Below are 12,728 nucleotides of genomic sequence, written 5' to 3' on the forward strand. Positions count from 1 at the left end.
GCCTGGTGGGAGACCAGACAGATGAGCGCGACCCTCGACCGCCTGAAGGAGCTCGGCCTCACCCTGCCGCCCGCCGCGGCACCCGTGGCGAACTACGTCGGCTTCCAGCGCAGCGGCAACCTGGTGGTGATCTCGGGCCAGCTGCCCTTCAACGCGCAGGGCCAGATCGACCCGGCCCACAAGGGCAAGGTCGGGGCCCAGGTCTCGCCGGAGGCGGCGGCCGAGGCCGCGCGGCACTGCGCCCTCAACGTGCTGGCCCAGCTGCGCGCCGCGGCCGGCAACCTCGACGACGCGGTGGTGGCCTGCCTGCGGCTGGGCGGTTTCATCAACACGGCGCCGGGCTTCTCGGCGGTGGCGGGCGTGATGAACGGCGCCTCCGACCTGATGGTGCAGGTGCTGGGCGAGCGCGGCCGCCACGCCCGCTCGACGATCGGCGTCGCCGAGCTGCCCCTCGACGCCGTGGTCGAGGTCGAGGGCCTGTTCGAGGTTCGCTGAGACTGGTCCGAGCAGCGTCTCACTTTATTCCTATCAGCGGCCCCATCCTGAGGTGTCAGTCCTTCGAGGCTGCTGCAAGCAGCACCTCAGGATGAGCGTGCGGGTAGGATTGAACGCCCATACCCATCAGACAGGCTGCGACCGATGACAGACCGCCTCGCCCCCGACTGGCTGACCGCCCGCCCGATCGCCCATCGCGGCCTGCACGACCGCAATGCCGGCATCCCCGAGAACACGATCGCGGCGGCCGAAGCCGCGATCGCGGGCGGCTATGCGATCGAGTGCGACGTCCAGCTCAGCCGGGACGGCGAGGCGATGGTCTTTCACGATGCCGGCCTCGGCCGGCTCACCGGGACTGACGGCCTCGTGCGCGAGCGCGACGCCGCCGATCTCAGGGAACTGACGGTGCTCGGCAGCGCCGAGCGCGTCCCCACCCTGGCGGAGTTCCTGAAGAAAATCGCCGGCCGCACGCCGCTCGTCGTCGAGGTGAAGACCCGGTTCGACGGCGACCTGGCTCTCGCCCGCCGCACCGCGGAGGTCGTCGCGGCCCATGTTGCGGCCGATGGCGGCCCGGTGGCGCTGAAGTCGTTCGATCCCGCGATCGTCGGGGCGCTCGCCGATCTCGCGCCCGGCATCCCGCGCGGCATCGTGGCGGAGAGCCATCACGATGATCCAGCCTACGCTTCCCTGACCGAGGCGCAGCGGCACGGGCTGGCGCACCTGCTGCACTTTTCGGAGAGCCGGCCGGACTTCCTGTCCTGGCGCGTCGACGACCTGCCGAACGCCGCGACCCATCTCTGTCGCCTACTCGGCCGCATGCCGGTGATGACCTGGACCGTGCGCAACGAGGCGCAGGTGCGGCTCGCGCGGGCGCATGCCGACCAGATGGTGTTCGAGGGCTTCCGGGCCTAGCGGCTCAGGGCCGCGCCGGATCCTGGAACCAGGCGAAACGCGGCGCCATCCCGGGAAACGAGGCGGGCGGGATCTCGGTGCTCAGCGCGTCCGCCACGGCATCGGCCTCGTCCATGGCGAGGCCGACCTGCAGCACCTCGTCGATCACCGCGATAGCGCCGGAACGCACGTCGTAGACCGTCCAGCCGGCGCGGTCGCGGCGGATGTCGTAGCGGATGACGTCGTGATGGATGCTTTGGATCGACATGGCGGACGTCCCGGCTGGTGATGGATGCTGTAGGTCCGGTCAGGGCATGCTCGATGTGCCGGCGCGCACGCGGCGCGACGGGTCGTGTGGGGAGAGGATGTCTAGGTGAAGCGCGACGCCCGACCCCTCCCCCCTCTGCGGGGGAGGGTGGCCTGCGGAGCAGGCCGGGAGAGGGGCAGCGCGACGTTGATTCAGTTGGCGACCTTCAACGAGGTCGCGACCTCTCCGGAAGCCGCGTCCCCTCTCCCGCCCCACTCCGTGGGGCACCCTCCCCCGCAGAGGGGGGAGGGTTCAGGTGGGCGGCGTCGGAGCCAGTCGCCCCGCCCGCACGTAGCCGCGCGAGATCAGCCGGTCCCTCTGGCGCGTCCGCCGCTCGGCCTCGCCGAGATCCGCGAGCGCGTCGGCGATCGCCCGGCGCAGCGCGAGGCCCGCATCGCCCCCGGCGGCGGTGAGGTAGGCGACGGCGATCGTCTCGACGCCGGGCGCCCGCCCGTCCCGTCGTTCCGCCGGCTCGTGACTCATGGATCTGGCTCGCCGCTGCATGAAGCCGGCCATCGCCGACTCACGTTAGAACATAACATGAACAAGCCACGGCGAGGCCGCCCCGGTCAAGCTGCGTTCGTGCCTGCGCCGGCCTATATGGCAGGGGATGTGAATAACGGGGAGAGCGACGCTCAGGGCGCCCGCGTCGCCTCCGGATCGCCGGCGCGCACCGGCGCCTCGACGTAGCGCCCCTGCTCCGGCACCGCGACGCCGCGAAGTCGCGGGCGAGGTCGTGCAGGGCCTGGCGCAGGCCCGGGCCGTGCAGGGGTCGACCGTGGCCGGTGAGCGCCAGCTCGGGCTCGAGCTGAGCCAGCGCCGCGACCGAGCGCCCGCCGGCGTCCCAGTCGGTGGTGAGGTAGCGCGGCGGGCCGTGCATCTCGGGCGCCTGGGTCGCGACGGCGTAGACCGATTCCTGCGCCGTCGTGACGAAGGCGTCGCCGGCGATCAGCGTCCGGTCGGCGGCGCGCCAGAGCGAGACGTGGCCGGGGGAATGGCCCGGCGTGTGGATCCAGCGCCAGCCCGGCAGTGGCGGCACGCCGCCATCCTCCGGCAGGAGGCGCAGGCGGGCGCCGACATCGACCGGCTTCGTCGGGAACAGCGGCGAGAGCCGGGCGACGAGGCCGCCGCCCACGCTCGGATCCGGGGCCGGATAGGCGGCGCTGCCGTCGAGATAGGGGCGCTCCAGGGGGTGGGCCCAGACCGGGACGTCCCAGGCCTCGGCGAGGTCCTCCAGCACCCCGACATGGTCGAAATGGCCGTGGGTGAGCACGATCGCCGCCGGCCGGGCGCCCGCGCCGAAGCGCGACGCGGCGGCCGCTTCGATGGCGCCGCGCGAGCCGATGATCCCGGCATCGACCAGCACCCAGCCGCGGTCGCCGGCGCCGGGCGCGCCGAGATACGCGACGTTGACGAGGACGTGGCGCTGATAGGCGAGGTCCGGGCGCAGGCCGTGGGTGCCGTCCGGGCCGGCGGGCTCGTCGGAGACCGAATCGGGGCCGATCGGGATCTGCTGGGGCATGCCGGCACCTCGCGACGGGACTGCCCGGCTCAATGCCCCCAAGGAGTATCAGTTCCCGCCGGCGGCGCCGGGGCGTGCCGGTTTCGTGACGTTTCTGCCACGACGCGCGGGAAATACACGATTGCGAAACATCCGCGTCCCCAATCGGGCTTTTTCGCGGCTAGCATCGTTGTCGGCGCCCAGGTGCGTCGTCCTTGAAGAAGAAGTCGCCACAAATCGCGGCCAGATCGAGGCAATTTGATGCAAATGCAGTCAACGTCGAGACGCAAGGTGATGGCCGCGCGCGGCCTGATCTCGCTCCTCTGCTCGACGATCTCTTACGCAGCTCTGGCGCAGTCGTCCGGCACCCAGGATCCGGGGCGCGTCGGCGACGCCGCGAGCTGGCGGACGCCGGAATATCTCGCCGATTGGGGCCTGACCTCGATGCGGGCCGACCAGGCTTATGCCCGTGGCATCACCGGCCGCGGCGTCGTGGTCGGCTCGGTCGATTCCGGCTTCCTCGCCACCCATCCGGAATTCGTCGGGCAGGTGACGCCGCTGACGGTCCAGGGCACCTACCTGGCGAACGGCTACCGCTACGAGACCGCCGCGGGCGTGCGCAGCGACCTGTTCTCGGCCGGTACCCCGTTCTCGGTGCCGGGCACCTGGATCCGCGGCACCAACGACGACCACGGCACCCATGTCGACGGCACCATCGTGGCGCGGCGCGACGGCGCCGGCATGCACGGCGTCGCCTTCGGGGCGACCCTGCTCGCCACCAACACCAACGCCACCGATTCGTCGATCTACGGCGCCAACCAGGACTACACCTACTTCAAGGCCGCCTACGGCAACCTGGCGGCCTCCGGGGCGCGGGCGATCAACTCGTCCTGGGGCAGCCCGCCTCCTTCCGAGAACTACAACACGATCGCGGGGGTCGCGGCCGGCTACGCCAAGTTCCAGGGCCGGCCCGACTGGCTCGACGCGGTGGCCGAGACCACCCGGCAATACGGCACGATCATGGTCTTCGCCGCCGGCAATGCCGGGGTGAACAACCCGACGGTGCGGGCCGCCCTGCCCTATTTCGAGCCCGACCTCGAATCGCGCTGGATCGCCGCATCGGGCCTGACCATCGACGACGGCACGGCGTTCAACCGCTGTGGCCTCGCCAAGTACTGGTGCGTCGCCGCGCCCGGCCGCACCATCTTCAGCACCGTCACCTCGACCGCCGGAGTGGCCGGCTACGGCAACAAGAGCGGTACCTCGATGTCGGCGCCCCACGTCACCGGCGCGCTGGCGCTGGTGATGGAGCGCTTCCCCTACATGACCAACGAGCAGGCACGCGACGTGCTGCTTACCACCGCGACCCATCTCGGCAGCGGCCCGGCCGACCGGCCGAACGAGACCTTCGGCTGGGGCAAGATCGACCTCGGCCGGGCGATGAACGGTCCGGGCCAGTTCCTCGGCCGCTTCACCGCCACCCTGCCCGGCGGCACGGTCGACACCTGGTCGAACGACATCTCGGACGCGGCTTTGCGCCAGCGCCAGGTGGAGGATTCGGCCGAGCACGCGACCTGGCTGCAGGACAAGGCCGCCCGCGGCTGGAGCAACGGCCTGCCGGCCGGCGCCACGTCCGACCAGCAGGTGGAATACACCTACCGCGAGGCGCGCGATCAGGCCTTCCTCACCCGCATCTACCAGGGCGGGCTGACCAAGGCCGGGAACGGCGCGCTGATCCTCACCGGCGCCAGCACCTATACGGGCGCGACGGAGGTCAATGGCGGGCTCCTCGCCGTCAACGGCTCGATCACCTCGGCCGCCACCGTCAATGCCGGCGGCACGCTGGGCGGCACCGGCACGCTCGGCGGGCTCGCTGTCCGCGCGGGCGGCACGGTGGCGCCGGGCAACAGCATCGGCACGCTGAACGTCGCCGGCAATGTCAGCTTTGCCCAAGGCTCGCTCTACGCCGTCGAGGTGGCACCGGGCGTGAGCGACCGCATCAGCGCCACCGGCGCGGCGCTGATCGACGGCGGCACCGTAACGGTCGCGGCCGAGGGGACGGGCACGCCCCTGAGCCCCGGAGCCTTGCGCGGGCTGCTCGGCCAGCGCACCACCATCCTGTCGGCGGCCCAAGGGATCACCGGCCGCTTCGACGCCGTGACGCCGGGCTACACCTTCATCGGGGCGAGCCTCGACTACGACCCGAACAGCATCGGCCTGACGTTCGGGCGCAACGCCACGACCTTCGCGTCGATCGGCGCCACCCGCAACCAGGCGGCGACGGGCGGGGCGATCGAGCGACTGGGCTTTGGCAACCCGCTCTACGAGACCGTGCTGGTCAACACCGATGCCGGGGCGGCCCGCAGCGCCTTCGCGTCCCTGTCGGGCGAGGTCCATGCCAGCGCGGTGACGGCGCAGTTCGAGACCGCGTTCTTCGTCCGCGAGGCGATCCTCGACCGGCTGCGCCGGGGTGACCTCGGCGACGCTCCCGTCTTCCCGGGCCTCTCCGCTCCGAGCCTGCCGGCGGCCTATTCCGCCGACCTGCCGGGCCGGATCGCGCCGCCGGTCCAGGTGCCGGCGCAGCTCGTTGAGCCGCGCCCCTACGCTGTCTGGGGCCAGGGCTTCGGCGCCTTCGGCCGTACCCGGAGCGACGGCAACGCCGCCTCGCTGTCGCGGCAGATCAGCGGCTTCGTGCTCGGCGCCGACACCCGGCTCGATCTCGGCGGGCTGCCCGGCGGCTGGCGCGTCGGCGTCGCCGGTGGCTACACCAATACCAGCCTCGACATCACCGGCCGCGCCGCCTCCGGCGTGATCGAGAGCGGCTTCGGCGGCCTCTATGCCGGCACGACCCTCGGACCAGTGGCTTTCCGCTTCGGCGGCGTGGCCGGCGGCAACAGCCTGTCGCTCCGGCGCAGCATCCTGGCGCCGGGCTTCGCGCAGGGCTTGAGCGCCCGCTACGGCGGCCTCACCGCGCAGGTCTTCGGCGAGGTCGGCTACCGGCTGGCCTTCGGGGCGGCTGTGATCGAGCCCTTCGTCGGCGCGGCCGCGATCCGCATCGGCCAGGACGCCTTCGCCGAGCGCGGCGGCCCGGCGGCCCTCTCCGGCCTCGGCCGCGACAACGATCTGGCCGCCACGACGGTGGGCGTGCGGGGCTCGACCCGGCTCTCGGCCGACCTGCCGGTAACTCTCACCGGCCTCGTCGGCTGGCGCCGGGCCTATGGCGACGTGGTGCCGAAGGCCCTCCTCGCCTTCGGGGCCGGCCAGACCGGCTTCCTGGTCGCCGGCGTGCCGATCAACCGCGACGCGGTGGTGGCGCAGGCCGGGATCGACTGGGCCTTCTCCCCGGCGGCGACCCTCGGCGTGTCCTATACCGGCCAGGCCGGCGAGCGGGCGCAGGACCATGCGGTGAAGGGCAACTTCACGTACCGGTTCTGATGCGGTGACACGGAAAGGCCCGCCGCCTCGGGGACGAGGCGGCGGGCCTTTCCGCTGAATTCATACGAATTTCGATTGATTGCTTCGCAATGCGGATTTCGGCTTCGCTCAGTTGCCGCGCGGGCTGGTGATACGAATTCCGGAAGGGATCTTCCGGAATTCGTATCACTGGAATGCCTGTCGACTCGATCGGCAAAACCTTATCCCACTCACGACCTCATCCTGAGGTGCCGCGCAGCGGCCTCGAAGGAGGCCTCCTTCGAGGCCAGCCGATCTTCGATCGGCCGGCACCTCAGGATGAGGTTGTGGTTGGGAAAAAGGTACTGGCGTCACGCAACGAGCGCGATCACGCGCACCGAGCCGCCGAAGGTACCCAGGGGAAGCCGCTTCCCCCGGGAACACCCCTCTCGCTTCAGAACACCTCTTCCCGCCGCGGCGCCGCCTCTTCCGCCTCGCGCCGGGCGATCGAGCGCTCGACCACCTTGGCGAGGCCGACCATGATCGTGTCGAGGGCGTAGTCCTTCGGGGTGTAGATCGCCGCGACCCCCATGTTCTTCAGCACCAATTCGTCCTCGGACGAGATGATGCCGCCGACGACGACCGGAATGTGGTCGAGGCCTTCCTGGCGCAGGCGCGCCCGCACCTCGCGCACCAACGGCACATGCGAGCCCGACAGGATCGACAGGCCGATGATGTGGGCGTTGCGCTCGCGGGCCTTGGCGACGATCTCGGCCGGGGTCTGGCGGATGCCGTCATAGGTCACGTCGAAGCCGACGTCGCGGGCGCGGAGCGCGATCTGCTCGGCGCCGTTCGAGTGGCCGTCGAGGCCGGGCTTGCCGACGACGAGCTTCGGCGCTTCGCCCAAGCGCTCGCCGAGATCGGCGATGAGCAGCCGCGCCTCCTCCGCCGCCCCCGAGGTCACGGTCTCCGGCGTCACGCCGGTGGGTGCCCGGTACTCGCCGAAGACCTGGCGCAGGCGCTCGCCCCACTCACCAGTGGTGACCCCGACCTTGGCGCAGGCGATCGAGGCCGGCATCACGTTGCGGCCCTCGCGCGCCGCGGCCTCGAGCGCGTCGAGTGCCGCCGCCACCGCGGCCGCGTCGCGCTGCGCGCGCCAGGCCTTGATGCGGGTCTGCGCCTCCATCTCGACCGTCTCGGAGACGGTGAAGATCGCCCCGTCGCCGGAGGTGAGGGGCGAGGGCTCGCCGTTCTGGAACTTGTTGACGCCGACCACGACCTGCTCGCCGCGCTCGATCGCCGCGATGCGCTTGGCGTTCGACTCGACCAGAGCCCGCTTCATCAGGCCGGTCTCGATCGCCGTCACCGCGCCGCCGAGCCCGCCGATCCGGGCCAGCTCCGCCCGGGTCTCGGCTTTCAGGGCCTCGACCTTGGCGTCGATGGCGGTCGAGCCGTCGAAGATGTCGTCGTATTCGAGAAGGTCGGTCTCGAAGGCGAGGATCTGCTGCATCCGCATCGACCATTGCTGGTCCCACGGGCGCGGCAGTCCGAGCGCCTCGTTCCAGGCCGGCAGCTGCACCGCGCGGGCCCGCGCCCGCTTCGACAGGGTGACCGCCAGCATCTCGATCAGGATGCGATGGACGTTGTTCTCCGGCTGCTGCTCGGTGAGCCCCAAGGAATTCACCTGGACGCCGTAGCGGAAGATGCGCTTCCTCGGATCGTCGATGCCGTAGCGGTCGCGGGTGATCTCGTCCCAGAGATCGCAGAACGCCCGCATCTTGCAGATCTCGGTGACGAACCGCATCCCCGCATTCACGAAGAACGAGATGCGCCCGACCACATCGGCGAAGCTCGCCTCGTCGAAGGCGGGGTCGTCCCGCACCGTGTCGAGCACCGCGATGGCCACAGCCAGCGCGTAGGACAATTCCTGGACCGGCGTCGCCCCGGCCTCCTGCAGGTGGTAGGAGCAGACGTTCATCGGGTTCCATTTCGGAACCTGGCTCGTCGTGAACAGGATCACGTCCTTGGTGAGCCGCAGGGACGGCCCCGGCGGGAAGACGTAGGTGCCCCGCGACAGGTATTCCTTGATGATGTCGTTCTGCGTCGTGCCCTGCAGCGCCGAGAACGGCGCGCCCTGCTCTTCCGCCACCGCGAGATACAAGGCCAGCAGCCAGGGGGCCGTGGCGTTGATCGTCATCGAGGTGTTCATCTGGGCGAGCGGGATGTCCTGGAACAGGGTCCGCATGTCGCCGAGATGCGCGATCGACACGCCGACCTTGCCGACCTCGCCGCGGGCGAGCTCGTGGTCGGGGTCGTAGCCGGTCTGCGTCGGCAGGTCGAAGGCGACCGACAGGCCGGTCTGCCCCTTGGCGAGGTTGCCGCGGTAGAGCGCGTTCGATTCCGCCGCCGTCGAGTGGCCCGCATAGGTGCGGATGATCCACGGCTTGTCCCGCTTGACGTCCGGTTCGCCCATCTGCGCCCTCGCCCCTCTCTCGTCCCGTCGCCCGCGGGCCCGGATGCCCGCCGCGAAACAGGATGGTAACCACACCCGGCTTGACCGTCATCCTTGACGTAAGGCCCACAAGTAGGCCACGCCGCCAAAAGGGCTATTGAGGCCCCCTGGAACGACGCTAGAATCCACGGTGCAGTGCATCATTTCAAGGGAGGGGTCCGCGATGGCAGCGAGCGCCGCGGTGGAACCGGTTGCGAAGGGTGGACCGGAGCGGAAGGACCTGTACGAGATTGGCGAGATCCCGCCGCTCGGCCACGTCCCGTCGAAGATGTACGCCTGGGCGATCCGGCGTGAACGGCACGGCCCGCCGGAACAATCGATGCAGATCGAGGTGCTGCCGACCTGGTCGATCGGCGACGACGAGGTGCTCGTCCTCGTGATGGCTGCCGGCGTCAACTACAACGGCGTCTGGGCGGGCCTCGGCGAGCCGATCTCGCCGTTCGACGTCCACAAGGCCGATTTCCACGTCGCCGGGTCGGACGCCTCGGGCATCGTCTGGGCGGTCGGCGCCAAGGTGAAGCGCTGGAAGGTGGGCGACGAGGTCATCGTCCACTGCAACCAGGACGACGGCGACGACGAGGAATGTAACGGCGGCGACCCGATGTTCTCGCCGTCCCAGCGCATTTGGGGCTACGAGACGCCGGACGGCTCGTTCGGCCAGTTCTGCCGGGTGCAGTCGCGCCAGCTGATGCACCGGCCCAAGCACCTGACCTGGGAGGAGAGCGCCTGCTACACGCTCACCCTCGCCACGGCGTACCGGATGCTGTTCGGCCACGCGCCGCACACGATCAAGCCGGGCCAGAACGTGCTGATCTGGGGCGCCTCGGGCGGCCTCGGCGTGTTCGGCGTGCAGCTCTGCGCGGCGGCCGGCGCCAACGCCATCGCGGTGATCTCCGACGAGTCGAAGCGTGACTACGTCATGAGCCTCGGCGCCAAGGGCGTCATCAACCGCAAGGACTTCAACTGCTGGGGCCAGCTGCCCAAGGTCAACTCGCCCGAATTCAACGAGTGGACCAAGGAAGCCCGCAAGTTCGGCAAGGCGATCTGGGACATCACCGGCAAGGGCAACGACGTCGACATCGTGTTCGAGCACCCGGGCGAGGCGACCTTCCCGGTCTCGGCCCTGGTGGTGAAGCGCGGCGGCATGGTGGTGTTCTGCGCCGGCACGACCGGCTTCAACATCACCTTCGACGCCCGCTACGTCTGGATGCGCCAGAAGCGCATCCAGGGCTCGCACTTCGCCCACCTGAAGCAGGCGGCCGCCGCCAACCAGTTCGTCATCGACCGCCGGGTCGATCCCTGCATGAGCGAGCTCTTCCCCTGGGACAAGATCCCGGAGGCCCACACCAAGATGTGGAAGAACCAGCACGCGCCGGGCAACATGGCGGTGCTGGTGAACTCGCCGCGCCCGGGCCTGCGGACCTTCGACGACGTGCTGGAGCTGTCGGGGTCGCGATAGCGACCCGCTCGCGATGACGCGATCCGCGTGGCGGTGATGCGGCTCGCGCTTCCCGCCGCACCGGCGACTTGCTAGAACACCTCCGAACTGACGCCGCGCGGGGATTTTCCCCGCGCGGCGTCAGTTCGGACGAAACGACGCTCGGACGACACGAATCATGGAAAAGTTCACCGTGCTGGAGGGCGTCGCGGCGCCGCTGCCGATCGTCAACGTCGACACCGACCGCATCATCCCCAAGCAGTACCTCAAGACGATCAAGCGCACGGGCCTCGGCAAGGGCCTGTTCTCCGAGATGCGCTACCGCGACGACGGCTCGGAGAATCCCGACTTCGTGCTCAACCAGCCGGCCTATCGCAACGCCAAGATCCTGGTGGCGGGCGACAATTTCGGCTGCGGCTCCTCGCGCGAGCACGCCCCGTGGGCTTTGGCCGATTTCGGCATCCGCTGCATCATCTCGACCAGCTTCGCCGATATCTTCTTCAACAACAGCGCCAAGAACGGCATCCTGCTGATCACGGTGGCGCCTGAGGACCTGGAGAAGCTCCTCGACGACGCCAATCGCGGCGCCAACGCGACGCTGACGATCGACCTCGAGAACCAGGTCATCAAGGGACCGGACGGCGGCACCCTGCACTTCGACATCGATCCAGGCCGCAAGCACAACCTCATCAACGGCCTCGACGACATCGGCCTGACCCTCGAGAAGGCGCCGGCGATCGACGCCTACGAGCAAAAGCTTGCCGAGCGGCCCTGGGCGTAACGTCAAGGCACCGTCAGGGAGCGTACGGCTACGCTCGACCGATAATCCCGCAAGGTCGGAGGGCGGTTCGCCGCGGCGAATCCCCTCCGATCGCCGATCCCGTCAGGTTTTCCTTAACCCTGATGCCGCCCTATTCCGGTGCTTGGATCGGCGAAACGGGAGAGACTTCTTGCTCATGACGCGGCGCGCGACCCTCAAGGCCGCCACCCTGCTCTGCCTCGCCGGGATCGGCCTGCCGCAGGCGGCTTTGGCGGATTTCCGCTCCTGCCTCGCCGGGATCGGCCAGGATGCGGCAGCGGCCGGCGTCTCGCCGGCGGCGTTCCAGGCGGCCACGGCCGGCATCACCTTCGACGACAAGGTGATCGAGCTGTCGCAGGCCCAGCCCGAGTTCAAGACCCCGATCTGGGACTACATGGCCGCCCTCGTCGACGACGAGCGGGTCGATGACGGCCGCGCCGCCATGCGCCAGCACGCGAGCGCCCTCGCCCTGGCCGAGTCGCGTTACGGCGTCGACCGCTACACCATCGCGGCGGTGTGGGGCGTCGAATCGAATTTCGGCAAGAACCTCGGCAAGATGCCGCTGGTCCAGTCGCTCGCGACGCTCGCCTGCGGCGGCACCCGCCGGCGCGAGTTCTTCCGCAGCGAACTCATCGCCACCCTGAAGATCATCGCCAAGGGCGACATCGCGCCCGAGCGTCTGACCGGCTCCTGGGCCGGCGCCTTCGGCCAGACCCAGTTCATGCCGACCACCTATCACCGCCTCGCCGTCGACCTCGACGGCGACGGGCGGCGCGACGTGGTCGACTCGGTGCCGGACGCGGTCGGCTCCACCGCCAACTTCCTGCGCGTCGCCAAGTGGCATAACGGCCAGCCCTGGGGCTACGAGGTGCGGCTGCCCTCCGGCTTCAACGTCTCGGCGGCGGGGCGCAAGAACAAGAAGCCGGTGGCGCATTGGGCCTCCCTCGGCGTCACCCGGCTCGACGGGCGGCCGCTCTCGGCCGAGGGGCCGGTCGGCATCCTGGCACCGGCTGGCGCCAATGGCCCGGCCTTCCTGGTGACCAAGAACTTCGACGCGATCTACTCCTACAACGCTGCAGAATCCTACGGCCTCGCCATCGCGGTCCTGTCCGACCGCCTGCGCGGCAAGGCCGGCGTCCAGACCGCCTGGCCGACCGACGACCCGCCCCTGTCGCGCGCCGAGCGCCGCAGCCTCCAGAGCGCGCTCGCCGCCCGCGGCTACGACGTCGGCGAGCCCGACGGCCGGGTCGGCGCCAAGACCCGCGAGGCGATCAAGGACATCGAGCGCCGCCTCGGCATGCCGCAGACCGGACGGCCCGGGGCGAAGGTGCTCGAGGCACTGGTGCGCAACTGACGGGACGATTCGGTCTCCCCTCTTCGTGCATCGGCACA

General features: G+C 70.1%; 9 protein-coding genes and 1 pseudogene. 6 read left to right on the forward strand and 4 right to left on the reverse strand.

Annotated features, from left to right (window positions below; translation table 11 throughout):
- The first annotated feature begins 21 nt into the window (after nucleotides 1–21).
- Nucleotides 22–495, forward strand: a complete 474-nt coding sequence (locus ABZT49_RS26490) for a RidA family protein (RefSeq protein ID WP_109974542.1) — start codon at nucleotides 22–24, stop codon at nucleotides 493–495.
- A 144-nt stretch (nucleotides 496–639) separates the two neighbouring features.
- Nucleotides 640–1,407 (forward strand): glycerophosphodiester phosphodiesterase family protein, encoded by a 768-nt coding sequence (locus ABZT49_RS26495; RefSeq protein ID WP_355290532.1) that lies wholly within the window; start codon nucleotides 640–642, stop codon nucleotides 1,405–1,407.
- 4 nt (nucleotides 1,408–1,411) lie between these two features.
- Here the strand turns inward: ABZT49_RS26495 and ABZT49_RS26500 are convergent, their stop codons facing one another.
- The 3 genes and pseudogenes from ABZT49_RS26500 to ABZT49_RS26510 all read right to left on the reverse strand — a co-directional run bounded on the left by ABZT49_RS26500 (nucleotide 1,412) and on the right by ABZT49_RS26510 (nucleotide 3,215).
- Nucleotides 1,412–1,654 carry a hypothetical protein gene (locus ABZT49_RS26500; RefSeq protein ID WP_355290533.1) on the reverse strand — a complete coding sequence of 81 codons (243 nt, stop codon included), beginning with the start codon at nucleotides 1,652–1,654 and terminating at the stop codon, nucleotides 1,412–1,414.
- 291 nt (nucleotides 1,655–1,945) lie between these two features.
- Entirely contained in the window at nucleotides 1,946–2,176 is a 231-nt protein-coding gene (locus ABZT49_RS26505) for a hypothetical protein (RefSeq protein ID WP_355290534.1), read from the reverse strand.
- Nucleotides 2,177–2,328: 152 nt separating this feature from the next.
- Nucleotides 2,329–3,215 (reverse strand): annotated as a pseudogene (locus ABZT49_RS26510) (MBL fold metallo-hydrolase).
- A 273-nt stretch (nucleotides 3,216–3,488) separates the two neighbouring features.
- Between ABZT49_RS26510 and ABZT49_RS26515 the strand changes: the two are divergent.
- Entirely contained in the window at nucleotides 3,489–6,629 is a 3,141-nt protein-coding gene (locus ABZT49_RS26515; RefSeq protein WP_355290536.1) for an autotransporter domain-containing protein, read from the forward strand.
- Between the two features lie 412 nt (nucleotides 6,630–7,041).
- Here ABZT49_RS26515 and ABZT49_RS26520 read toward each other — a convergent pair whose 3' ends face one another.
- On the reverse strand, nucleotides 7,042–9,060 hold the full coding sequence (locus tag ABZT49_RS26520; RefSeq protein WP_355290538.1) for a protein meaA: 2,019 nt from the start codon (nucleotides 9,058–9,060) through the stop codon (nucleotides 7,042–7,044).
- 202 nt (nucleotides 9,061–9,262) lie between these two features.
- On the opposite strand from ABZT49_RS26520, the gene ccrA reads away from it, so the two are divergent.
- From ccrA to ABZT49_RS26535, 3 genes are all read left to right on the forward strand, one after another.
- Nucleotides 9,263–10,558 (forward strand): crotonyl-CoA carboxylase/reductase, encoded by a 1,296-nt coding sequence (ccrA, locus tag ABZT49_RS26525; protein WP_355290540.1) that lies wholly within the window; start codon nucleotides 9,263–9,265, stop codon nucleotides 10,556–10,558.
- A gap of 157 nt (nucleotides 10,559–10,715) precedes the next feature.
- Nucleotides 10,716–11,318 (forward strand): 3-isopropylmalate dehydratase small subunit, encoded by a 603-nt coding sequence (gene leuD / locus ABZT49_RS26530; protein WP_355290542.1) that lies wholly within the window; start codon nucleotides 10,716–10,718, stop codon nucleotides 11,316–11,318.
- A 175-nt stretch (nucleotides 11,319–11,493) separates the two neighbouring features.
- A complete protein-coding gene (locus ABZT49_RS26535) occupies nucleotides 11,494–12,690 on the forward strand; it encodes a lytic murein transglycosylase (protein WP_355290544.1) in 1,197 nt (398 codons plus the stop codon).
- Nucleotides 12,691–12,728: the final 38 nt, after the last annotated feature.

The organism is Methylobacterium sp. EM32 (assembly GCF_040593685.1).
Classification (GTDB): domain Bacteria; phylum Pseudomonadota; class Alphaproteobacteria; order Rhizobiales; family Beijerinckiaceae; genus Methylobacterium.

What these genes read in the sequence shown, in the direction of transcription:
- ABZT49_RS26535 (WP_355290544.1), top strand. Translation starts at nt 11,494, where the DNA reads ATGACGCGGCGCGCGACCCTCAAGGCCGCCACCCTGCTCTGCCTCGCC.
- ABZT49_RS26500 (WP_355290533.1), bottom strand. Translation starts at nt 1,654, where the DNA reads ATGTCGATCCAAAGCATCCATCACGACGTCATCCGCTACGACATCCGC.
- ABZT49_RS26505 (WP_355290534.1), bottom strand. Translation starts at nt 2,176, where the DNA reads ATGAGTCACGAGCCGGCGGAACGACGGGACGGGCGGGCGCCCGGCGTC.
- leuD (WP_355290542.1), top strand. Translation starts at nt 10,716, where the DNA reads ATGGAAAAGTTCACCGTGCTGGAGGGCGTCGCGGCGCCGCTGCCGATC.
- ABZT49_RS26495 (WP_355290532.1), top strand. Translation starts at nt 640, where the DNA reads ATGACAGACCGCCTCGCCCCCGACTGGCTGACCGCCCGCCCGATCGCC.
- ccrA (WP_355290540.1), top strand. Translation starts at nt 9,263, where the DNA reads ATGGCAGCGAGCGCCGCGGTGGAACCGGTTGCGAAGGGTGGACCGGAG.
- ABZT49_RS26520 (WP_355290538.1), bottom strand. Translation starts at nt 9,060, where the DNA reads ATGGGCGAACCGGACGTCAAGCGGGACAAGCCGTGGATCATCCGCACC.
- ABZT49_RS26490 (WP_109974542.1), top strand. Translation starts at nt 22, where the DNA reads ATGAGCGCGACCCTCGACCGCCTGAAGGAGCTCGGCCTCACCCTGCCG.
- ABZT49_RS26515 (WP_355290536.1), top strand. Translation starts at nt 3,489, where the DNA reads ATGGCCGCGCGCGGCCTGATCTCGCTCCTCTGCTCGACGATCTCTTAC.